Source organism: Ilumatobacter sp., assembly GCF_965215205.1.
Lineage (GTDB): Bacteria > Actinomycetota > Acidimicrobiia > Acidimicrobiales > Ilumatobacteraceae > Ilumatobacter_A.
The window spans coordinates 3,961,051-3,981,546 of sequence record NZ_OZ244049.1 but is presented as its reverse complement, the minus strand read 5'-3'; the positions used below and the strand labels follow the sequence as shown (position 1 = coordinate 3,981,546).

Here is a 20,496-nt window from a genome sequence, read left to right as displayed (position 1 = left end):
GCGGGGACGCTGCCCGTCCGCCCCGCTCAGAAGTGCGGCTCGAGGCGGCACGCGACGGTGAGGCGTGCCACCGATGCGCTGTTCGGCAGAGCCACGACCGTCGAGACGACCTCGGCGAGATCGTCGGGGTCGATCATCGTGGCGGGGTCCTCGCCGAAGCCGGCCGTCATGTCGGTCGCGACGAAGCCGGGGCACACCGCGGTGACGCGGATCCCGTCGTCCCACGTCGCCTGCTTCGTCGCCTCGGACAGGGCGATCACGGCGTGCTTGGTCATCGCGTAGCCCGGGGCGAAGGTGCCCTTGACCCGCAGCCCCGACAGCGACGCGACGTTGACGATCCGCCCCGTGCCGCTCGCTCGCAGCTGCGGCAGGGCGTCGCGCACGAGGCGCAGCGGCGCCTTCACGTTGACCTCCCACATCGAGTCGAGCGCGTCGTCGGTGAGATCCTCCAGCGACGAATCGTCGAGGGTGCCGGCGTTGTTGACCACGACGTCGATCGACCCGAACCGCTCGGTCGTCGCGCCAACCCACTCCGCCCCGCTGCCGGCGTCGGCCGCGTCGAACCGGTGGGCGAGGACGCGGTCCGCGTCGAGGCCGTCCATCGCCGTGCGCAGCGCCGCGAGGTCGCGACCGCCGACGCTGACCCGGTACCCGTCGGCGTGGAAGCGGCGCGCGAGCGCCCGGCCCATCCCGCGGTTCGCCCCCGAGACCATCACCGTGCGCCCGTCCGGATCGATCACGAGCGCGCCGACGGCCCCGGCTCCTGCCCCGTGAGGGGCGCCCGACCGGTCATCCGCCCGAGTCCACGTTCACCGAGTTCGCGGCGGCGGTGAGCGCACGGTCGGTCTGCGGTCCGACCACGCCGTCGACGAACAGGGCGTAGTCGGTCTGGAAGCGGCGGACCGCGGCGTCGGTCGCCGCGTCGAAGACCCCGCTGTCGGTTCCGACCGGGAGGTAGCCGAGGACGCCCAGCTTGAGCTGGACGACGGCCACCCGCGACCCCTGGTCGCCCTCGCGCATCCGCACGAACTCGACGACGGTGGTGCTGGTGGTGGTGGTCGTCGTGCTCGTCGGAGGAGCCGTCGTGGTCGCGCCGCCCCCCTCGCCCGTCTCGGCACCGGTGCCCCGTGGGGGGACGGGATCGGTGGTCGTCGGACCCGAGCCCGGGTCGCCCGTCCCGCCCGATCCGGTCGCGCCCGTGCTCGCACCGACCGTGCCGCCTCCGGCGGTCGCGGTCGTCGCGTCGTCGCCGACCGTCGGGACCCGGACCGCGTCGTCCGACCCCGAGCTGCACGCGGCGAGCGTGGCGATCGCGGTCGCCACGACGGCTCCCGTGCGCGCGGCGCGACGTGCGGCGGCCGTGCGGAGCGGGGTCGGGGTCGGGGTCGTCATGGGGGATCGCGGGCGCGGCCGGTGCGACCGGGCGTGGAGCCGATGGTGCCACACGAGGGCCTCGTCGAGGTGGCATCGTCGCGACCGGTCGTGCGTGGGACGTGGCACGGGAGCGCACGCCCCCCTCCGTTCGACCGTGCGAGGATGGGGCTTGACGGGGGCGGCTCCCGTTCGCGAGGATCGAACACGTGTTCCGCCAGGCGTCGCTCTTCGGGTCGGAGGACCCCTCCTACGACGACACGTTCGCGGGCTCGGCGCGCAGCGCGCTGAGCGGCGCGTCGTGGATCGAGCACGTGCCGGCCTGGCTGTCGGGGTCCGATGCCCTGTTCGACGACCTGATGGACGTGCTCGACTTCCGCCAGCGCACCGCGATTCCGATGTACGACCGCCTCGTCGACGAGCCGCGCCTGACCTGCTGGTGGAACGAGTCGGAGTCCTCGCGGGTCCCGGTGCCGATCCTCGACGACGTGCGCTGGGAGCTGGGGGAGCGCTACCGCTGCCACTTCGACTCGATCGGGTTCAACCTGTACCGCGACCAGTCCGACTCGGTCGCCTGGCACGCCGATCGGCACCGCCGGGTGGTGACCGATCCGGTGGTCGCGATCCTCAGCGTCGGTGAGAGCCGTCCCTTCCAGATGCGTCGCTCCGACGACGGCGACGGTCACGGGGCGTCGCTCACGTGGGGTCTCGGGCACGGCGACCTCTTCGTGATGGGCGGCGCCTGCCAGCACGAGTGGCAGCACCGGGTCCCGAAGCGCCGTCGCCCCACCGGGCCCCGCCTGTCGATCACCTTCCGCCACGACGCCCGCTGACCGTCGATCGACGCACCTCTCAGACGGCGAAGACCTGGCCGTCGTCGGCGAACGCCTTGAACTCGAGCGCGTTGCCCGCCGGGTCGCGCAGGAACATCGTCGACTGCTCGCCCGGCTGCCCCACGAACCGCGTGCGCGGCTCGACGACGAAGTCCGTCCCGGCGGCGACCAGTCGATCCGCGAGCGCGCGCCAGCGGCCCGGGTCGAGGAGGACGCCGAAGTGGGGGATCGGCACCTCGTCGCCGTCGACCGGGTTCGACGTGCGGTCGCGCGCACCCGAGGATCCGTGCGACGAGCTGCCGAGGTGGGCGACGAGCTGGTGGCCGTAGAGGTCGAAGTCCACCCACCGCTCGGAGCTGCGGCCCTCGGCGCACCCGAGCACCCGGCCGTAGAACCACCGGGCGGCCGCGAGGTCGTCGACCTCGACGGCGAGGTGGAAGCGGGGACGCGGTGCGGAGTGCACGGCGGTCAGCGAGGGGCGGGCATGACGTAGGTGCCCTGCCCGATCGAGGTCGGCTTCCGCTCGCCGTCGTCGCACCAGGCGTGGACCGTGCCGACGATGTTGCGGCGCCCGGCCGCCTCGACGGTGGCCCGCGCCCACAGCACCTCACCCCGGGCGGGCCGCAGGAAGCGCATCGACAGCTCCGACGTCATCGCCATCGGCTCGATCCGCCCGGTGGCCACGAACACCACGTACCAGAGCGCGGCGTCGGCGAGGGCGAACTGGGTCGGGCCGGACACGAACCCGCCGGGCCGCAGCGAGTCGCTCGCCGTCGGACGACGGGCGATCGCGTAGTCGGAGCCGATCTCGGCGCACGAGTTGCCGCTGCCCGGGAACTCGCGGCCGATCATCTCGTTGATCTCGTCGACGCCGAGAGGGGTCGGCGCGTCGGCGCTGTCGGGACGGTCGGGACGGTCGGGCACGCCTCGACGCTAGCGAGCACACTGTCGGGGTGCTGGAGCTCATCGCGCAGGACGAGATCCGCTCGACGCCGCGCTGGCTGGTGATCGTGCTCTACGTCGCGGCGGTCGCGTTCTTCGTCGTGCGCGTCGTTCGCCACCGGCGGCGGTGATCGATCGGCTCGGCGCCGATCGGGTGTGCCAACCTCGGAGCGCATGGAACTCGACCGCGTCGTCGTCGTCGGAGCATCGCTGGCCGGTTTGCGCGCGGCCGAGGCGCTGCGCACCGAGGGGTTCGCCGGCGAGGTGGTGGTGATCGGGGCCGAGGAGCACCGGCCCTACGACCGGCCGCCCCTGTCGAAGAAGCTCCTCGCCGGCGAGTGGGAGGCCGACCGGATCCAGCTGCGTCGCCCCGACTCCTTCGACGAGCTCGACGTGGAGTGGCGCCTCGGGCGCACCGCGGTGGCGATGGATCTCGAGCGCCGGGCGATCACGCTCGACGACGGCACCACGGTCGGGTTCGACGGGTGCGTGGTGGCGACCGGGGCGCGGTGCCGTCGCCTCGCCGACCAGGAGCGCCACCGCCACGTCCACGAGCTGCGCTCGCTCGACGACGCCACGGCGCTGCGCGCGCAGATCGCGAGCGGTGACCGCCACGTCGTCGTGATCGGCGCCGGGTTCATCGGCCTCGAGGTCGCCGCCACCGCGCGCGCCCTCGGCAACCGCGTCACGGTGCTCGAGGGCGGGCCGGCACCCCTGGTGCGCGGCCTGGGGGCCGAGATGGGCGCCGTCGTCGGACGGGCGCACGCCGCGGAGGGCGTCGACGTCCGTTGCGACGTCACCGTCGAGCGCCTCGATAAGCGCGGGGTGCTCCTCGACGGCGGCGAGCTGATCGAGTCGGACGTCGTCGTCGTCGGCATCGGGGTCGAGCCGAACACCGGCTGGCTCGAGGGCAGCGGCGTGCGCACCCGCGACGGCGTCGTGTGCGACGAGACGTTGCGCGCCCTGTCCGACGACGGCACGCCGATCGAGGGTCTCTACGCGGCGGGTGACGTCCTGCGCTGGCCCAACCCCCTGTTCGACGAGGAGATGCGCCTCGAGCACTGGACGAACGCGGCCGAGCAGGGTGCGGCGGCGGCGCGGAACCTGCTGGCGGTCGCGGCCGATGCCGAGCCGGAGCCCTACGCCCCCGTCCCGTTCTTCTGGAGCGACCAGTTCGCCCACCGGATCCAGTTCCTGGGCAGGTCGTCACCCGACGACGAGGTCGTCGTCGCTGCCGGATCCGTCGACGACGGCAAGTTCCTCGCCCTGTACCGCTCCGGCGACCGGCTGCACGGCGCGTTCGGGTTCAACGCACCGAGGTGGGTGATGAAGATGCGCTCCTCGCTCGCCGATCGAGCCTCGTGGGACGAGGCCCTGGGCGTGGCGGGAGGGTTCTCGTAGTCCGTGAGCAGGGTATTCCCGATCGCCCTGTGAATCTTGAGCGGATGCGACTCATCTTTCGTGCCATAGCATGTGAGGCATGACCGACGAGTCCGGCTCCACCTCGACCCTCGACACCTCGACCCTCGACACCCGCCTGCGCCTGCCCCTCGCCCACCTGCCGAGCACCGTCCTCCCCGGCGCCACGATCACCCTGACCGTGCTCACCGACGAGATCCGCGGCGCGATCGACGCGGCGATCGCCGGCACCCGTGGTCGCATCGCGCTCACCGGGGGCGCCGAGCGCGAGCTCGCCGTGATCGCCCGGGTCCCGAACGTGGCCGACCTCCCCGGCGGGGAGATCGCGGCGATCGTCCAGGCCGAGCGTCGGGCGCGCATCGTGTCGGATCCCGAGTCCGCCGACGGGATCGGTGCGCCGCCGCGCGGTGAGGCCGCCGACGGGTCCCGACCGGACGATCCCGCCGGGGTCCGGTTCGCGCTCGTGGAGCCGATCGTGGACCCGCCGGTCTCGCCGCGGGTCGAGGCGGCGACGCGCGAGCTGCGCGCCACCCTCGAGCTGATCGCGCCGCTGCGCGGCTCGCGACGTCTGCCCCAGCTGCTGCGCAGCGTCACCGCCCCCGGCGACCTCGCCGACGCGGTCGCCCTGTGGGCCGAGTTCGGCGACGAGGACCGCCTCCGCGTGCTGCAGGCCGTCGACGTGGGCGACCGGGTCGACGCGCTGCGTTCCTGGGCGCGCTCCCACCTCAACGAGCTGCAGGTCGCCGAGACGATCCGCAACGACGTCAGCGAGGGGATGGACCGCCAGCAGCGTGAGTTCCTGCTCCGCCAGCAGCTCGCCGCGATCCGCAAGGAGCTCGGTGAGGGCGACGACGACGTCACCGACGACTACCGCGCACGCCTCGCGACGCTCGACGCCCCCGCCGGGGTGCTCGCCTCCGTCGCGAAGGAGATCGACCGCTTCGAACGGATGAGCGCGCAGTCACCGGAGCACTCGTGGGTGCGCACGTGGCTGGACCGGATCTTCGAGACGCCGTGGGGGCGCCGCAGCGACGACACCCTCGACCTCGCCGCGGCGCAGGGGATCCTCGACGCGGACCACCACGGACTCGACGACGTCAAGGACCGCATCGTCGAGTTCCTCGCCGCCCGCAAGCTGCGCCACGACCGAGGTCTCGACGTGTCCGACGACGCGCGGCGCGGCGACGGCTCGGTCGTCACCCTGATCGGTCCGCCCGGGGTCGGCAAGACGTCGCTCGGCGAGTCCATCGCCCGAGCGATGGGTCGCGAGTTCGTGCGCGTCGCGCTGGGGGGCGTGCGCGACGAGGCGGAGATCCGTGGCCATCGCCGGACCTACGTCGGCTCCCAGCCCGGTCGGATCGTGAAGGCGATCCAGGAGGCCGGGACGATGAACCCCGTCGTGCTGCTCGACGAGATCGACAAGCTGACCGCGGGCGGCTGGTCGGGCGATCCGACCGCCGCCCTGCTCGAGGTCCTCGATCCGGCGCAGAACCACACCTTCCGTGACCACTACCTCGAGGTCGACCTCGACCTGTCCGACGTCGTGTTCATCGCGACGGCCAACGTCGCCGACACGATCCCCGGCCCCCTGCTCGACCGGATGGATCTGATCCGCCTCGACGGCTACACCGAGGACGAGAAGGTGCACATCGCGCGCACGTACCTTCTGCCGCGCCAGATCGAGCGGGCCGGTCTCACCGACGGCGAGCTCGTCGTCGGCGACGACGTGATCGCCGCGATCGTGCGCGGGTGGACGCGTGAGGCCGGGGTGCGCTCGCTCGAGCGCGAGCTCGCACGGCTGGTGCGCAAGGTCACCGCCGAGGTCGCGACCGGCACGACCACCCCCGTGACCATCGATCGTGACGAGCTCGACGACCGGTTGGGCCGGCCGAAGGTCGACGACGAGATCCCCGAGCGGACGGCGGCGGCGGGCGTCGCGACGGGCCTCGCCGTGACCGGCGCGGGCGGCGACGTGCTGTTCGTCGAGACCACCGCGTTCCCGACCGGGCCCGACGCCGAACCCGGCCTGACCCTCACCGGCCAGCTCGGCGACGTGATGAAGGAGTCGGCGCAGATCGCGCTGAACTACGTGCGCAGCCACGCGGACGCGCTCGGCCTCGACGAGTCGGCGCTGCGTCGTCGCTTCCACGTCCACGTCCCCGCCGGCGCCGTGCCGAAGGACGGGCCCTCGGCCGGGATCACGATGACGACGGCGCTGGTCTCGCTGCTGACCGATCGGCCGGTGCGCTCCGAGGTCGGGATGACCGGCGAGATCACGCTCCAGGGCCAGGTGCTGCCGATCGGCGGGGTGAAGCAGAAGGTGCTCGCCGCGCACCGGATGGGTCTGACCGAGGTCGTGCTGCCGAAGCGCAACGGCCCGGATCTCGACGACGTCCCCGACGACGTCCGCGACGCGATGACGTTCCACCTCGCCGCCGACTACGCGGACGTGATGGCCGTGGCCTTCGCCTGACCCCCGCCCGCGTCCGCTCGCGCCGGGTCGGCGTCGGGTCGGGTCGGAGCGGACCGGGAGGGGGACGACCGACGGGTGGGGCCGGTGTGCGTAGGCTCGTGCGATGACCGGAGCTGGAGCACACCTGTCGGGCGTCTGGTCGCAGGTCACCGACATCCAGGTCGAGCGCGGCGTCGGGTGCCGCGTGATCGACGTCCACGGCCACGAGTACCTCGACTTCACCGGGGGGATCGCAGCCGCGTCGACCGGCTTCTCGCACCCCCGCGTCGTCCAGGCGATCGCCGATCAGGCGGCGAGGATCATCCACAGCCAGATCAACGTCTACCGCCACGACAAGCTCGCGGTCCTCGCGTCGAAGCTGGCCGAGATCACCCCCGCCGGGATCGACACCTTCTACTTCGGCAGCACCAGCGAGGAGGTGCTCGAGTCCGCGGTCAAGCTCGCCAAGCACGCCACCGGTCGCCGCAACGTGGTGGTGTTCGACGGTGCGTTCCACGGTCGGACCCACTACACGCTGGCGATGTCGTCGAGCCGCTCGATCGACCGCGACGGCTACGGCCCGCTGCCGGCCGGGGTGTTCATCTCCGCCTTCCCCGGACCGCACGCGTCCGACCAGGAGGCCGAGGTGAGCCGGGCGCTGTGGGCCCTCGACCGGATGTTCGCCACCCAGGTCGAGCCGTCCGAGGTCGCGGCGATCGTGATCGAGCCGGTGATCGGCGAGCGCGGCTACATCCCCACCCCGCCGGACTTCATCGCGGGCCTCGCGGCGCGCTGCCGCGAGCACGGGATCATGTTCGTCGCCGACGAGACGCAGAGCGGCTTCGGTCGCACGGGGCGGATGTTCGCGGTCGACGCGCTCGACGTCGAGCCCGACATCGTGTGCATGGCCAAGGGGCTCGCGTCGGGGTTCCCGTTCGCTGCGCTCGGCACCCGGCGCGAGATCGACGACCGGTGGCGGCCGGGGAGCCACAGCGGCTCGTCGAACGGCAACCCGATCGGGTGCGCGGCCGCCCTCGCGACGATCGAGGTGCTGACCAGCCCCGGGTTCCTCGACAACGTGAAGGCGCGCGGCGACCAGCTGATCGACTCGCTGCGCGAGATGCAGCAGCTCGACCAGGCGCTCGCGCACGTGCGCGGGCGGGGGCTGATGGTCGCCACCGAGTTCGACTCCTCCGAACGGGCCGTCGCCGTCGTCGATCACTGCCTGCGCGAGAGCGACCTGATCCTGATGGTCGCGGGGACGCGCAACCGCACCATCCGGTGGAGCCCTCCGCTGGTCGTCACCGCGGAGGAGATCTCCGAGGCGACGACGGCGTTCGCCGCCGCGATCCGGGCGACCGGCTGACGATCGGGACCGGTCGCGTGCCCCGACTCGACAACGTCCGGGTGGGGGCCTGGCGCGACCTGCAGGCGGTCGTGCGCGAGGTGGAGCGCCGCATCGACGACGAGCTGCGCGCCCACTGGGACATCTCGATCGCCTGGTTCGACGTGCTGACGACGCTGCAGCGCCTCGGGGGCTCCGCCCGCCCCCACGACCTCTCCGAGGAGCTGCGGCTGCCGGCGTCGAGCATCAGCCGACGCCTCGACCGGTTGGAGGAGGAGGGGTGGGTGGCGCGGCACCGCCACGTGATCCCCGACCGTCGCGCCGTCGAGGTCGAGCTCACCCGGTCGGGCCGTCGACTGTGGCGGGAGATGAACACCAGCTACCGGCGGGCGGTGCAGGACACGTTCGCCGCCCGGCTGGACGACGACGACGTCGCGGCGTTGCGACGCGTGATCTCGATGTTCGACGACCGATCGACGCCGACGTCCCGAGGGGGCGGGGAGGCGACCGGCGCCTAGGCGTACATCGCCTCGATGTCGTCGTGGTAGTGCTCGTCGACGCCGCGCCGCTTGAGCTTGGAGGTCGGGGTGAGCATGTCGGAGTCGGGGACCCACTCCTCGCCGACGAGGGTGAACCTCTTGATCTGCTCGACCCGGGCGAACTTCTCGTTCGCGGTGTCGACCCCGCTCTGGACCTCGGCGATCACGTCGGGGTCCTCGGCGAGCTCGGTGAGCGACATCTCGCCCTTGCCGTTCGCCTCGGCCCACATCGGGGCGGCCTCGGGGTCGAGCACGAGGATCGCGGAGACGAACTTGCGCCCGTCGCCGATCGCGGCGGCCTGGCCGATCAGGTCGATCGTCTTGAGCTCGGCCTCGAGGTTCGCGGGGCTGATGTTCTTGCCGCCGGCGGTGATGATCAGCTCCTTCTTGCGGTCGACGATGCGGTAGTACCCCTCGTCGTCCACCTCGGCGATGTCACCGGTGTGCAGCCACCCGTCGACGATCGTCTCGTCGGTCTTGTCGGGTTGGCCGCGGTAGCCCTCGAACACGTTGCCGCCCCGGCACACGAGCTCTCCGTCGTCCGCGATCCGCACCTCCATGCCGTTGCACGCCCGGCCGACCGAGCCGACCTTGTTGCGCTCGGGTGACCAGGTGAGCGGGCCGGTGGACTCCGACATCCCGTAGATCTCGGTCAGGTTGACGCCGATCGCGTGGAACCACTCGAGGATGGACGACGGGATCGGCGCCGCGCCGGTGACCCCGACGCGCAGCTCGTCGAGGCCGACGAGCCCGCGCACGTTCGCGAACGCGACCTCGTCGAGGAAGTCGAGCGTCTGGCGCTCCTCGTCGGTGAGGTCGCGCCCGAACGCATCGTCGTGGATCTTCTTCGCGGCATCGACGGCCTCGTCGAACTTCTGCTTCCTCTCCGGGTCGGCGCCCAGCGCCGCGTTGACGCCCGAGTGCAGCTTCTCCCACACGCGCGGCACCCCGAACAGGATCTGCGGGTGCACCTCCCTGAGGTAGGCGCTGAGCTCGGCGGGGTCGGGGCAGCAGTGGACGTCGTAGCCGAGGATCGCGGCCGAGTAGTGGCTCATCGCCCGCTCCGCGATGTGCGCCATCGGCAGGTAGGAGACGGTGGTCAGGCCGACGAACTCGTCGAAGGTGCGCTCCATCGACGAGCGGAGGATCTCGATCGCGTACACGACGTTGTACTGGCTGATCATCACGCCCTTCGGCGGGCCGGTGGTCCCCGAGGTGTAGATCAACGTGGCGAGGTCGTCGGGCTCGGTCGCCGCGGCCAGCTCGTCGAGGTCGACCTCGCCGTGTTCGAACAGCTCGCTCGCCGGGAACACGCCGTCGGGGAGGTCGCCCTCCGGCGGGTGCAGCACGAAGATCCTCTCCAGGTTCGGCAGGTCGTCGCGGACCTTCAGCACCTCGCCGAGGAAGTGCTCGTCCTCGAGGACGGCGATCTCGGCCTCGGCGTGACCGGACAGGTACCGGATCTCGTCGGCGGACGAGGAGTTGTAGATGCTGACCGGTGTGGCGCGCAGGAACTGCGCGGCGGTGTCGAACCAGTGGAAGTCCGGGATGTTGCGCATCATGATCAGCATCCGGTCACCGGCGTCGAGGCCGGCCGCGCGCAGACCGGCAGCGGCGTGGGCGACCTTGTCGGCGTACTCGGCGAAGGTCGTGTCGACCCATCCGCCGTCGCCGTCCATCGCGTGCAGCGCCGGCGCGGTCGGGTGGTCGGCCACCGTCGTGCAGAACCGCTTCGGGACCGTCTGGCCCGAGACCGCCCGGTCGATGTCGTCGATGGATGTGATCTCGCGGAGCCCCGTCATGGGTCACATCTTCGCGCGCTGCCCCGTGGGGCTCCGCATCACCACCGGGGGTCGGCCGTGGACCGCGGACTCGGCCGACGGCGTCCGGCGCGGCCCGGTTTGTCGGCGGGGGGAGCTCGCGTCCAGACTGGCCGGACGGGATCGGGGGATCCGTGACGACGAGCAGCGAGGCGGCCAGGATGCAGCGACCCATGCGCGACGCGGTCGTCGTCGACGCGATCCGGACCCCGTTCGGTCGCCGATCGGGTTCGCTGGCGCACTGGCACCCGGTCGACCTGGTCGCCTCGACCCTGACGGCGGTCGTCGAGCGGGCGGGCATCTCGCCCGACGTCGTCGACGACGTGATCATGGGTTGCGTCATGCAGGTCGGCGAGCAGGGGACGAACATCGCCCGCAACGCGGTGCTCGCGGCGGGATGGCCCGACACGGTGCCGGGCACCACCGTCGACCGCCAGTGCGGATCGAGCCAGCAGGCCGTGCACTTCGCGGCCCAGGGGGTCATGTCGGGCGCGTACGACGTCGTGATCGCGTCGGGCGTCGAGGTGATGACCCGCATCCCGATGGGTGCGACCACCGCGGATGGTCGCTACGGCTTCCCGTTCGGTCCCAGCGTCAGCGCCCGCTACGCCGACTCCGGCGGCCTCGTGCCCCAGGGCGAGTCGGCCGAGCGGATCGCCGAGCGGTGGGGGTTCGATCGCTCCGAGCTCGACGAGTTCGGGCTGCGCAGCCAGACCCGCGCGATGCGCGCGATGCGTACGGGGCGCTTCGACGCCGAGATCGTCGCGGTCACCGACGAGGACGGCCGACCCGTGACCACCGACGGCGGGGTGCGCGAGACCTCGCTCGACGCGCTGGCCGAGCTGCCGCCGGCGTTCCGGCAGGCCGACGGTCGCTGCACGGCGGGCAACTCGTCGCAGATCACCGACGGCGCGGCGACCGCGCTGATCATGTCGGCGGAGCGGGCGCGCGAGCTCGGTGTGCGGCCCCGGGCGCGCTTCGTCGAGTTCGCGGTCGTCGGTGACGACCCCCAGCTGATGCTGACCGCGAACATCCCGGCCACCCGGCGGGTGCTCGAGCGCGCCGGGTTGGCGATGGACGACATCGACCGCTTCGAGGTGAACGAGGCGTTCTCGGCGGCGGTCCTCGCGTGGCTCCGCGAGCTCGGCCCCGACGACCCCGAGCTGATCGAGCGGGTGAACGTGAACGGCGGAGCGATCGCGCTCGGGCACCCGCTGGGCGCCTCGGGGGCGCGGCTGCTCGCGACGCTGGTCAACGAGCTCGAGCGGATCGAGGGGCGCTACGGCCTGCAGGTCATGTGCGAGGGCGGGGGGATGGCCAACGCCCTGGTGATCGAGCGCTGCACGCAGTGAGCCCGCGACCGGCCGGCGCGAGCGGGCACGTGACGCCGCGTCGATAGGATCGAGGTGTGCTCCCCGAGTTCTCCACCGTGATCTGGGTGGGCTCGGGGCTCCTGCTCGGGTGGCTCGTGTGGAAGACCGGGATCGGGATGCTGCGGAGCTTCACCCAGCTCCCGCCCGACCCCCCTCCGTCGGGTGAGCTGCGCAAGGTGAAGCGCAACTTCCGCTGCGACGTGTGCGGCGTCGAGCTCCGGATGACGATGGCGCCCGACGAGGACCCGCCGCCGCCGAAGCACTGCCTGGAGGAGATGACCGAGGTCGCTCCGCTCTACGACTGAGGGCGGTCGCCGCGCGACGCGCCGCTCACCGTGCGCGGGCGGTGATGCGCCCTCGGCGATGATCCACATTCTGTGGACAAGGTGTGTGGACGAGGGTCGGACACGCCGTGCCGGTCGTCTCGCCCCGACGGTCGCGTCGGGCGCGTCCTCCCACGCCTACTCCCACTTGGTGGCGGCGAACAGGCCGCCCATGATCATCGCCAGACCGATCAGGGTCGGGATGTTCGACGAGCTCCACACGAGGTAGCGGGCCATGATCACGAGCCCGCCGCCGACGAGGAGCACGAGCATGATCACCGGGATCCAGTTGGGGGGCACGAGCTGGCGACGGCTCCGGCGCGGGGTGTAGCGAGACGAGGCAGCCGGCGAGGTCCGCGACGCGGGCTCGTCGCTCGACGACGACGGCCCCGCGGCCCGCTCACCCGGGCGCGTGCCCTTCGGGGTGACGCGTCCGCCGCCGGTCTTTCGCTTCGGGGGTGCCATCGGTTCGAGAGTGTAGGTGATGGCGAACCGCGGGGGTGACCGAGGTCCCGATGCGCCACACTGGGGTCGTGCGGGTCCTCGTCATCGATTCCTACGACAGCTTCGTCTACAACCTCGTCCAGTACCTCGGCGAGCTCGGTGCCGAACCGATCGTCGTCCGCAACGACGCCGTCACCGTCGACGAGGCGTGCGCGCTCGAGCCCGACGGGGTGCTGCTGTCGCCGGGCCCGGGACGTCCGGAGGGCAGCGGGATCATCTGCGCCGCCGTCGAGGCGTTCGCGCACCGCTCGGTGCCGGTGCTCGGGGTGTGCCTCGGGCACCAGGCGATCGGCCACGTCTACGGCGCGCGCGTCGTGGGCGCGCCCGCGCTGATGCACGGCAAGACGTCGACGATCGAGCACTCGGGCGGCGGGATCTTCGCCGGGACGCCGTCCCCGCTGACGGCGACGCGCTACCACTCGCTGACGCTCGACCCCGACTCCATCCCCGACGTGCTCGAGGTCACGGCTCGGTCACCCGGCGACGGCGTCGTGATGGGGGTGCGCCACCGCGAGCTCGACGTCGAGGGCGTCCAGTTCCACCCCGAGAGCATCCTCACCGACGCCGGGCACGACCTGATGCGGACCTGGCTCGCCCGGCTCGCTCCCGCCGCCGCGCCCGCGAGCTGACGTCGAGCGGGTCGGAGAGCCGGCCGTCGCACGCAGGTGTGCCCGTGTCTCGGGCCGCCGCCCGTCGTCGCTCGTGGTCGCTCGCCCGCCCGGTCAGGGCGCGGCCGTCGTCGGCGGCGCGGTCGTCGGCGGCGCGGTCGACGGCGCGACGGTGGTCGGGCGGGCCGTGGTCGGCGCCGCGGTCGTCGGCGCCGCCGTGGTGGGCGCAGCCGTGCTCGGAGGCGGGGGCGGAGGTGGCGGGGGCGGTGGCACGGTCGTCGTCGCCCGCCCGACCACGATCGTCACCGTCGCTCCCCGCTCGACCTGGGTCCCCGCGCCGGGGTCCTGGGTGCGCACCCGGCCGTCGTCCCGGCTCCCGGGGTCGACCTCGCTGAACTCGACCTCGACCACCAGGCCGAGGCCGCGCAGCTTGTTCGTCGCGTTGCCCTGGGTGTCGCCCTCGACCACCGGCATCGTCACCGGCGCCGGTCCGCTCGACACGGTGATCGTCACCGGCCCGCCACGTTCGACCAGGTCGCCGCGGGCGGGGTCGACCGAGACGACCTGGCCCTCGGGCACGGTCTCGTTGGTCGCCCGCTCGACCGACACGGAGAACTCGTAGGGCGGCCCCGACAGCAGCTCGATGGCCTGGTCCTCGGTGAAGCTGACGACGCCGGGCACCGCGATCGCGGTGCTGGGCGCAGCGATCGTGAGGCTCACGACCGTGTCCTGCGGGACGGCGGTGCCGGCCTCGGGCTCGCTCGCCAGCACCTGGCCCTCCGGACGGTCGCTGGTGTCGTCGGGGATCTCGGCGCCGACGCGGAACCCGAGCGAGGTGAGCAGGTCGCGCGCGGCGTCGACCTGCAGCCCGATCACCTGGGGGACGTTGCGCAGCTGCTCGTCGGGGTTGTAGAAGACCTGGATCGTCTGGTTCTCGAGGACGACGGCGCCGGCGATCGGGTCGGTGCGGTGGACGAAGCCGGGCGGGACCGACGCGTTCGGCTCGGCGACCGGGACGTAGTCCAGGCCGCGCTCGAGCAGCTCGGCGCTGACGACCGACAGCTCGGTGCCCGAGTAGTCGTCGAGGACGAACGTGGTCGGCTCGGCGCTCGCCTCCTCGCCCGCGAGCGACTGGTACAGCAGGACGCCGCCGACCACCAGGCCGACCAGCGCGATGAACGCGACGAGCGCGTACCAGCCGGTGCGCGACCCGCTCGTGTCGTAGTAGGCGGCCTCGGCCGACGCGCCGGTCGGGTACCCGGCCTCGTACATCCCCGACGAGGGCACCCCCGACGACTGGGCGCGGCGCGGCGGCGCGGTGGCCGCCGTGGCGGCCGCCATCGCCGTCGTCGCCGGGGCGCCGTCGGCCCCGTTGCGCTGGTTCGCCGCCGCGACGAGCGCCTGGACGGGCTCGCCGTTCTTGAACCGCCGCAGGTCGTCGCGCAGCGCGGTGGCGCTCGGGTAGCGGACCTTGGGGTCCTTGGCGAGCAGCTTGGCGACCATCGCCTCGTAGCCCTTGGGCACGTCGGCCACGATCTGGACGAGGGGGCGCGGCGCGTCGTGGACCTGCTTGTAGGCGATGCTGACGGGGTTGTCGCCGGTGAACGGGGCGCGGCCGGCCACCATCTCGTACATCACGATGCCGAGCGAGTACAGGTCGCTGCGCGGGTCGGGCTGGGCTCCCTGGGCCTGCTCGGGGGAGAAGTAGGTCGCGGTCCCCATCACCGAGCCGACCTGGGTGAGGTTCGCCTCGGTGGGCGCGTTCATCGCCCGTGCGATCCCGAAGTCGGCGACCTTCACCTGCCCGTTGGTGCCGATCAGGATGTTCGCCGGCTTGATGTCGCGGTGGGCGGTGCCCTTCTCGTGGGCGAAGCCCAGGGCCCCGGCGACCTCGCTCGCGATCTCGGTCGCCTGCTTGGAGGTGAGCGGACCGTTCGTCGAGAGGATGTCGGCGAGGGTGCGGCCCTGGACCTCCTCCATCGCGATGAAGTAGGTGCCCTCGTACTTGCCCCAGTCGTAGACGTTGACGATGTTGGGGTGGCTCAGGTTCGCGGCCGACTGCGCCTCGCGCCGGAACCGCTCGACGAAGTTGTCGTCGGTCGCGAACTCGGGGAACAGCACCTTGATCGCGACCTGGCGGTCGAGGAGCAGGTCACGGGCCGAGAAGACATCGGCCATGCCGCCGCGACCGATGCGCTTGTGCACCTCGTATCGGTCGTTGATGACCGTGGCGTCGGTGTGGTTCGTCACTGTTCAGAAGCTCCCGGCCCGCTGCGCGAACCGTCGCACGAGGATATCGGCCATCGTCGACCCGTCGCCCTCACCGTGTCACGCCCACCCGACGGCGCACGGAGCCCCAGGGGGTGGTGCTCAGGGTCCGGCACCGGGGCCGGTGAGCAGGAAGTCGAGCACGGACTTGACCACCGGCCCGGCGACGCGGCCGCCGGTCGCGGCGTCGGCCTGGGTGGACGTCAGGTCGGTCAGCACCGCCGCCACCGCGTAGCGCGGCTGCTCGAGCGGGGCGAACGCGATCATCCACGCGTGGACGCGGTCGGGGTCGCCGATGAGGCCGAGCTCGGCCGTGCCGGTCTTCGCCGCGAAGCGCACCCCGCCGTCGAGCGAGACGCTCGCCGCCGTGCCGCCCTCGCCCTCGGTCACCCCCGTCATCAGCTCGGTCATCAGCGCGGCGGTCGAGGCCGAGATCGGCTCCTTCCACACCTCGGGGTCGGTCTCGACGAGGGTGCGCCCCTGGTGGTCGAGCGTCCGATCGACCACGTGCGGCACCATCATCCGCCCCCCGTTGGCGACCGTGGCCGCGACCATCGCCATGTGCAGCGGGACCATCTGGACCTCGTTCTGCCCGAACCCGCGGATCGCGAGCAGGGGGAGGCGCTGGTCGAGGTCATCGGTGTCGCCGAACGTGCTCGCCGCCGGCCGGGGCAGGGGGATCGGCAGGGCCTCGCCGATGCCCCACTCCCGCAGCCCCGCCTCCATCCGCTGCGGCCCGAGCTCCACCGCGGTCTGTGCGAAGGGGATGTTGCAGCTCCGCCGGAACACCTCCGGGAGGGCTCCGCCGCACACCGAGCCGCGGTAGTTCTCGATCGGGTCGTCGGTCTGCGGGGGGACCCACTCGCTCTCGCGGGCGAACTCGCGGCCCACGTCGAGCACCCCGGCCTCGAGGCCGATGCCGGTGGTGATCACCTTGAACGTCGAGCCGGGCATGAACCGCTCCTGGTAGCCGCCGGCGAGGAGGGGGTTGCCCGGAGCGTCCTGCAGCGCGACGATCGCCGCCTGCGCCTCGTCGAAGGGCTGCCCGACGAAGGTCGACGGGTCGTAGGCGGGGTTCGAGAACATCGCCTCGACGGCCCCGGTCCGCACGTCGATCACGACGACCGAGCCGGTCTGGCCGCCGAGCGCGAAGCGCGCCACCTGCTGGAGGTCGTGGCGGAGGGTGAGCTGCACCGTCCCGGAGTTGTCGACCTCCCCCGACAGCAGGTCGCCGAGCGCACGCACCTGCTGCTCGGCCGTCTCCCCGGTCAGCACGTCGCCGTACTCGCGCTCGACCTGGGTGGAGCCGAAGCTGAGGGTGAAGTAACCGGTGACGTCGGAGAACAGGCTCCCGGTCGGGTATCTGCGGACGCGGTCGAACGCGGCGTCGGGGTCGGTGGTGTCGACGGACTCGGCGACGACGACCCCGTCGGCGGTGACGATCGGCCCGCGGGGCTTGTCGAACTCGCGACGCACGGCCCGGGTGTTCTCGAGGTTCGCGTTGAGCTGCTCCTCCTGGCCGACCTGCCAGTAGTTGAGGGTCGCGAACAGCACGACGTAGCAGAGCATGAGCCCGCCCGCGAGCTGGCGGATCTGCCGGTTCACGCAGCCGCCCCGCGGCTCTTCTCGCGCCGTGCGTCGCGCTTGAGGTCGCGCTTGATCCCCCGGCGGAGCCGCCACGCGGTCCACCGCTCGCCGGTGGTCGGCTCGTCGGGCATCTCACCGAGGCGGCGCGCCGAGGAGTCCGAGACCCGCATCAGCAGCGCGAGCAGGATGTAGTTGGACACCAGCGACGATCCGCCGTAGCTCACGAACGGGAGGGTGATCCCGGTGAGGGGGACGACCTTGATGACCCCACCGACGATGATGAAGGCCTGCACGCCGACGATCGTCGTGAGGCCGACGGCGAGCAGCTTCTCGAAGTCGCGATCGGTCCGCAGCGCGGTGCGCAGGCCAGCGCCGACCAGCAGCAGGTACGACATCAGGATCGCGGTCGCGCCGATCAGGCCGAGCTCCTCGCCGATCGAGGCGAAGATGAAGTCGTTCTGCGCCTCGGGCACCTGGTTCGGGTCGCCCCGGCCGAGGCCGGTGCCGGTGATCCCTCCGTCGGCGAGGCCGAACAGCGATTGCACGATCTGGTAGCCGCGATCGAGCGAGTCGGACCACGGGTCGATCCAGATGTCGACGCGGGTCTGCACGTGGGAGAACCGCGTCCAGGAGAAGTACGCGGCCCCGGCGAAGAGCAGGACCCCGAGCAGCAGGTAGGCCACGCGCTCGGTCGCGACCCAGATCATCACCACGAACAGGGTGAAGAACAGCAGCGACGAACCGAGGTCGCGCTCGCCGACCATGACGACCACGGCGAAGCCCCAGGCGACCGCGACCGGGAGGATGAAGCGCGGCTCGGGGAGACGGACCGGGCCGACCTTCCAGGTGCGCGCCGCGATCAGCTCGCGGTTGTCGGCGAGGTACGCGGCGAAGAAGACGGCGAGCGCGACCTTGGCGAACTCGCCGGGCTGGAAGTTGATCGGTCCGACGCTCACCCAGATCCGCGCTCCGCCGATGTTGGTGCCGATGCCGGGGACGAGCGGGAGCAGCAGGGCGCCGGCGCCGCCGAAGAACAGCAGCCAGCGGTAGCGGGCGAGGTCGCCGATCCGCTGGACGACGAGGAGGGTGGCGATGAAGGTGAGGATCGCGACCAGGCTCCACACCGACTGCAGACCGGCGAGGCGCTCGTCGAGGCGGGTGATCATCACGAACCCGACGCCGTGGAGCAGCGCGGCGAGGGGGAGCAGGGTCGAGTCCGCCCCGCGGGCGACCTTGCGCACGACGAGGTGGGCGGCGAGCAGCAGCCCGAGGAGGAAGCCGACGAACACGACGAAGCCGGCGGGGATCTCGGCGTTGGTGCCCAGCGAGGCGACGATGTACGCCGACGCGGTGACGACGGCGACCATCACGATCAGGGTCAGCTCGGCGTTGCGGCGGCGGTAGGCGAGCGGGGCGAGCGCCTTGCGGTCGCGGCGCGACAGCCGGTCGGGCTCGAGATCCGACTCGAGCGTCCCGGTCATGGAGCCGACGTGGACGGCGACGGTGGCGCCGTCGTCGGGAGGTCGGGATCGGCCTCGGTCGGGTCCGCGCCGATGCGGTCGAGCTCGCGCACGAAGAGCGTCGCGTCCGCGACGCTGTCGAACGTCGGGCGGTCCTCGACGGCCTCGGCGGCGTCGCCGGACAGCTCGTCGCGATCGAGGCCGCCGGCGGTCTGCGCCGTGGGGTCGAACCACAGCAGCCCGCCGGGGCGGCCCTGGTAGACGACGACCTGGTCGTCGTCGTCGAAGTCGACGAAGTAGCCCCGGCGCGCCCACGCGGCGAGGGCGACGAACCCGGCGACGAGGAGGGCGAGCACGACGAACGCGGCGATCGCACGCACGAGCGTGGGCCGTCGAGCGTCGTCGGATGTCGCGTCGTCGCCGTCGTCCCCGGCGCCGTCGGTCGTGGACTCCGTCGCTCCGGGGCCCGACGGATCGATCGAGCCGTCCGAGATCCGGTCGCGGAGGGGCGTGGAGACGTCGTGGGATCCCGCCGTCGCGACCGCGCCGGCCGCGGCGACGTCACCGGCGCCTCCCGACACGGTGGTGCGGCGCCGGCCGCCGCGCCGTCGTCGGAACCGTCGCCGTCGACGTCCGCCGCCGTCGCTCGCGGAGCCGTCGGAGCGTGCGTCGGCCGCGATCGGATCGCTGTCGACCTCGGCGCCCGCGCCGATGGCCGGGTCGTCGGGGTCGCCCTCGCCGGCCCAGGTGGGCACGACGTCGAGCTCCTGGGTGGGGTCCGGCGGATCGTCGCCGTCGAGGACGTCGAGCACGATGATCGTCACGTTGTCGCGCCCGCCCGCCGTGTTCGCCTGCTCGATGAGCGAGTCGACGGCCGCCTGCGGGTCGGACTCTCCCTCGAGGGTCGCGGCGATCGCGACGTCGTCGACCTCGTCGACCAGGCCGTCGCTGCACAGCAGGAACCGGTCGCCGCGCACGAGCGGGAGCGTCCACCAGTCGACCTTCACGTCGGGCTCGATGCCCAGCGCGCGGGTGATGATGTTGCGTCGCGGGTGGGTGCGCGCCTCGTCGTCGGTGATGTGCCCGGTCGTCACGAGCTCCTGGACGTAGCTGTGGTCGACGGTGGCACGGCGCAGCCGACCGTGGCGGTAGAGGTAGGTGCGCGAGTCGCCGACGTTCGCCAGCACGAGCGCCTCGGGCTGCTCGCGGGGCACGACCGGGGTGACGCGCGGGGACCCGTCGGGAGCCTTCTCGACCGGGTCGTTGTCGTCGATGTTGGGCTCGCCGCGCCCGGCCATCGGGTCGGCGACGACGGCGATGACGGTGACGGTCGTGCCCATCCCGGCCTGAGCGGGGGTCGCGATCGCAGCGCGGAAGATGTCGCCGTTGGCGCGCGTGATGGCGTCGACGACGCGCTCGGCGGTGGGGGCGCCGTCGCCGTCGTCGGTCAGCGCCTCGCGGATGCGCTCGACGGCGAGCGCGCTGGCGACCTCGCCGGCCTCGTGGCCGCCCATCCCGTCGGCGACGACGTAGACGCCGTGGGAGGCGTGGAGGTCGTCCTCGTTGTCGGGCCGGATCTGTCCGGGGTGGGTGCTCGCGCCCCAGGCGAGCTCAGCCACGGTGCGCTCCGGTGCCCGCGATCGCGCACACCT

General features: G+C 72.5%; 18 protein-coding genes. 8 read left to right on the top strand and 10 right to left on the bottom strand.

Going from position 1 to position 20,496, the window contains the following annotated elements; all coding sequences use genetic code 11:
* Window positions 1-26: 26 nt before the first annotated feature.
* Entirely contained in the window at window positions 27-740 is a 714-nt protein-coding gene (locus ACOOHC_RS18710) for an SDR family NAD(P)-dependent oxidoreductase (protein WP_420451878.1), read from the bottom strand.
* Between the two features lie 49 nt (window positions 741-789).
* On the bottom strand, window positions 790-1,392 hold the full coding sequence (locus ACOOHC_RS18705) for a peptidoglycan-binding domain-containing protein (protein WP_420451877.1): 603 nt from the start codon (window positions 1,390-1,392) through the stop codon (window positions 790-792).
* Between the two features lie 188 nt (window positions 1,393-1,580).
* Between ACOOHC_RS18705 and ACOOHC_RS18700 the strand changes: the two genes are divergently transcribed.
* Window positions 1,581-2,204 carry an alpha-ketoglutarate-dependent dioxygenase AlkB family protein gene (locus ACOOHC_RS18700; RefSeq protein ID WP_420451876.1) on the top strand — a complete coding sequence of 208 codons (624 nt, stop codon included), beginning with the start codon at window positions 1,581-1,583 and terminating at the stop codon, window positions 2,202-2,204.
* Window positions 2,205-2,223: 19 nt separating this feature from the next.
* On the opposite strand, the gene ACOOHC_RS18695 is transcribed toward ACOOHC_RS18700, so the two are convergent.
* Together ACOOHC_RS18695 and ACOOHC_RS18690 are read right to left on the bottom strand one after the other, a co-directional pair.
* The gene (locus tag ACOOHC_RS18695) at window positions 2,224-2,667 is read right to left on the bottom strand and encodes a VOC family protein (RefSeq protein WP_420451875.1); all 444 of its coding nucleotides are present in this window, start codon (window positions 2,665-2,667) and stop codon (window positions 2,224-2,226) included.
* Between the two features lie 5 nt (window positions 2,668-2,672).
* Window positions 2,673-3,128, bottom strand: a complete 456-nt coding sequence (locus tag ACOOHC_RS18690; protein WP_420451874.1) for a PaaI family thioesterase — start codon at window positions 3,126-3,128, stop codon at window positions 2,673-2,675.
* 192 nt (window positions 3,129-3,320) lie between these two features.
* Between ACOOHC_RS18690 and ACOOHC_RS18685 the strand changes: the two genes are divergently transcribed.
* From ACOOHC_RS18685 to ACOOHC_RS18670, 4 genes are all read left to right on the top strand, one after another.
* Entirely contained in the window at window positions 3,321-4,547 is a 1,227-nt protein-coding gene (locus tag ACOOHC_RS18685; RefSeq protein WP_420451873.1) for an NAD(P)/FAD-dependent oxidoreductase, read from the top strand.
* A 79-nt stretch (window positions 4,548-4,626) separates the two neighbouring features.
* Window positions 4,627-7,038 carry an endopeptidase La gene (lon, locus tag ACOOHC_RS18680; protein ID WP_420451872.1) on the top strand — a complete coding sequence of 804 codons (2,412 nt, stop codon included), beginning with the start codon at window positions 4,627-4,629 and terminating at the stop codon, window positions 7,036-7,038.
* A gap of 103 nt (window positions 7,039-7,141) precedes the next feature.
* Window positions 7,142-8,383, top strand: coding sequence for an aspartate aminotransferase family protein (locus tag ACOOHC_RS18675; RefSeq protein ID WP_420451871.1), 1,242 nt, complete (start codon window positions 7,142-7,144; stop codon window positions 8,381-8,383).
* Between the two features lie 17 nt (window positions 8,384-8,400).
* A complete protein-coding gene (locus ACOOHC_RS18670; protein WP_420451870.1) occupies window positions 8,401-8,880 on the top strand; it encodes a MarR family winged helix-turn-helix transcriptional regulator in 480 nt (159 codons plus the stop codon).
* Here the strand turns inward: ACOOHC_RS18670 and ACOOHC_RS18665 are convergent.
* Entirely contained in the window at window positions 8,877-10,703 is a 1,827-nt protein-coding gene (locus ACOOHC_RS18665) for an AMP-dependent synthetase/ligase (RefSeq protein WP_420451869.1), read from the bottom strand. The genes ACOOHC_RS18670 and ACOOHC_RS18665 overlap by 4 nt on opposite strands.
* A 191-nt stretch (window positions 10,704-10,894) precedes the next feature.
* Between ACOOHC_RS18665 and ACOOHC_RS18660 the strand changes: the two genes are divergently transcribed.
* Together ACOOHC_RS18660 and ACOOHC_RS18655 are read left to right on the top strand one after the other, a co-directional pair.
* Window positions 10,895-12,073 carry a thiolase family protein gene (locus ACOOHC_RS18660; protein WP_420453829.1) on the top strand — a complete coding sequence of 393 codons (1,179 nt, stop codon included), beginning with the start codon at window positions 10,895-10,897 and terminating at the stop codon, window positions 12,071-12,073.
* 56 nt (window positions 12,074-12,129) lie between these two features.
* Window positions 12,130-12,399: a hypothetical protein gene (locus ACOOHC_RS18655; RefSeq protein ID WP_420451868.1), complete on the top strand. Its 270-nt coding sequence runs from the start codon at window positions 12,130-12,132 to the stop codon at window positions 12,397-12,399.
* A 156-nt stretch (window positions 12,400-12,555) separates the two neighbouring features.
* Here the strand turns inward: ACOOHC_RS18655 and ACOOHC_RS18650 are convergent, their stop codons facing one another.
* Entirely contained in the window at window positions 12,556-12,882 is a 327-nt protein-coding gene (locus ACOOHC_RS18650) for a cell division protein CrgA (RefSeq protein ID WP_420451867.1), read from the bottom strand.
* A 68-nt stretch (window positions 12,883-12,950) separates the two neighbouring features.
* Here ACOOHC_RS18650 and ACOOHC_RS18645 point away from each other — a divergent pair, with 68 nt between their 5' ends.
* Window positions 12,951-13,550 carry an anthranilate synthase component II gene (locus tag ACOOHC_RS18645; protein ID WP_420451866.1) on the top strand — a complete coding sequence of 200 codons (600 nt, stop codon included), beginning with the start codon at window positions 12,951-12,953 and terminating at the stop codon, window positions 13,548-13,550.
* A gap of 93 nt (window positions 13,551-13,643) precedes the next feature.
* On the opposite strand, the gene pknB is transcribed toward ACOOHC_RS18645, so the two are convergent.
* From pknB to ACOOHC_RS18625, 4 genes are all read right to left on the bottom strand, one after another.
* Window positions 13,644-15,779: a Stk1 family PASTA domain-containing Ser/Thr kinase gene (gene pknB / locus ACOOHC_RS18640; RefSeq protein WP_420451865.1), complete on the bottom strand. Its 2,136-nt coding sequence runs from the start codon at window positions 15,777-15,779 to the stop codon at window positions 13,644-13,646.
* Between the two features lie 120 nt (window positions 15,780-15,899).
* On the bottom strand, window positions 15,900-17,402 hold the full coding sequence (locus ACOOHC_RS18635; RefSeq protein WP_420451864.1) for a peptidoglycan D,D-transpeptidase FtsI family protein: 1,503 nt from the start codon (window positions 17,400-17,402) through the stop codon (window positions 15,900-15,902).
* Window positions 17,399-18,865 carry an FtsW/RodA/SpoVE family cell cycle protein gene (locus ACOOHC_RS18630; RefSeq protein ID WP_420451863.1) on the bottom strand — a complete coding sequence of 489 codons (1,467 nt, stop codon included), beginning with the start codon at window positions 18,863-18,865 and terminating at the stop codon, window positions 17,399-17,401. The genes ACOOHC_RS18635 and ACOOHC_RS18630 overlap by 4 nt, the downstream gene beginning before the upstream one ends.
* Complete coding sequence (locus ACOOHC_RS18625) at window positions 18,862-20,463, bottom strand: protein phosphatase 2C domain-containing protein (RefSeq protein ID WP_420451862.1); 1,602 nt, start codon at window positions 20,461-20,463, stop codon at window positions 18,862-18,864. The genes ACOOHC_RS18630 and ACOOHC_RS18625 overlap by 4 nt, the downstream gene beginning before the upstream one ends.
* Between the last annotated feature and the right edge of the window lie 33 nt (window positions 20,464-20,496).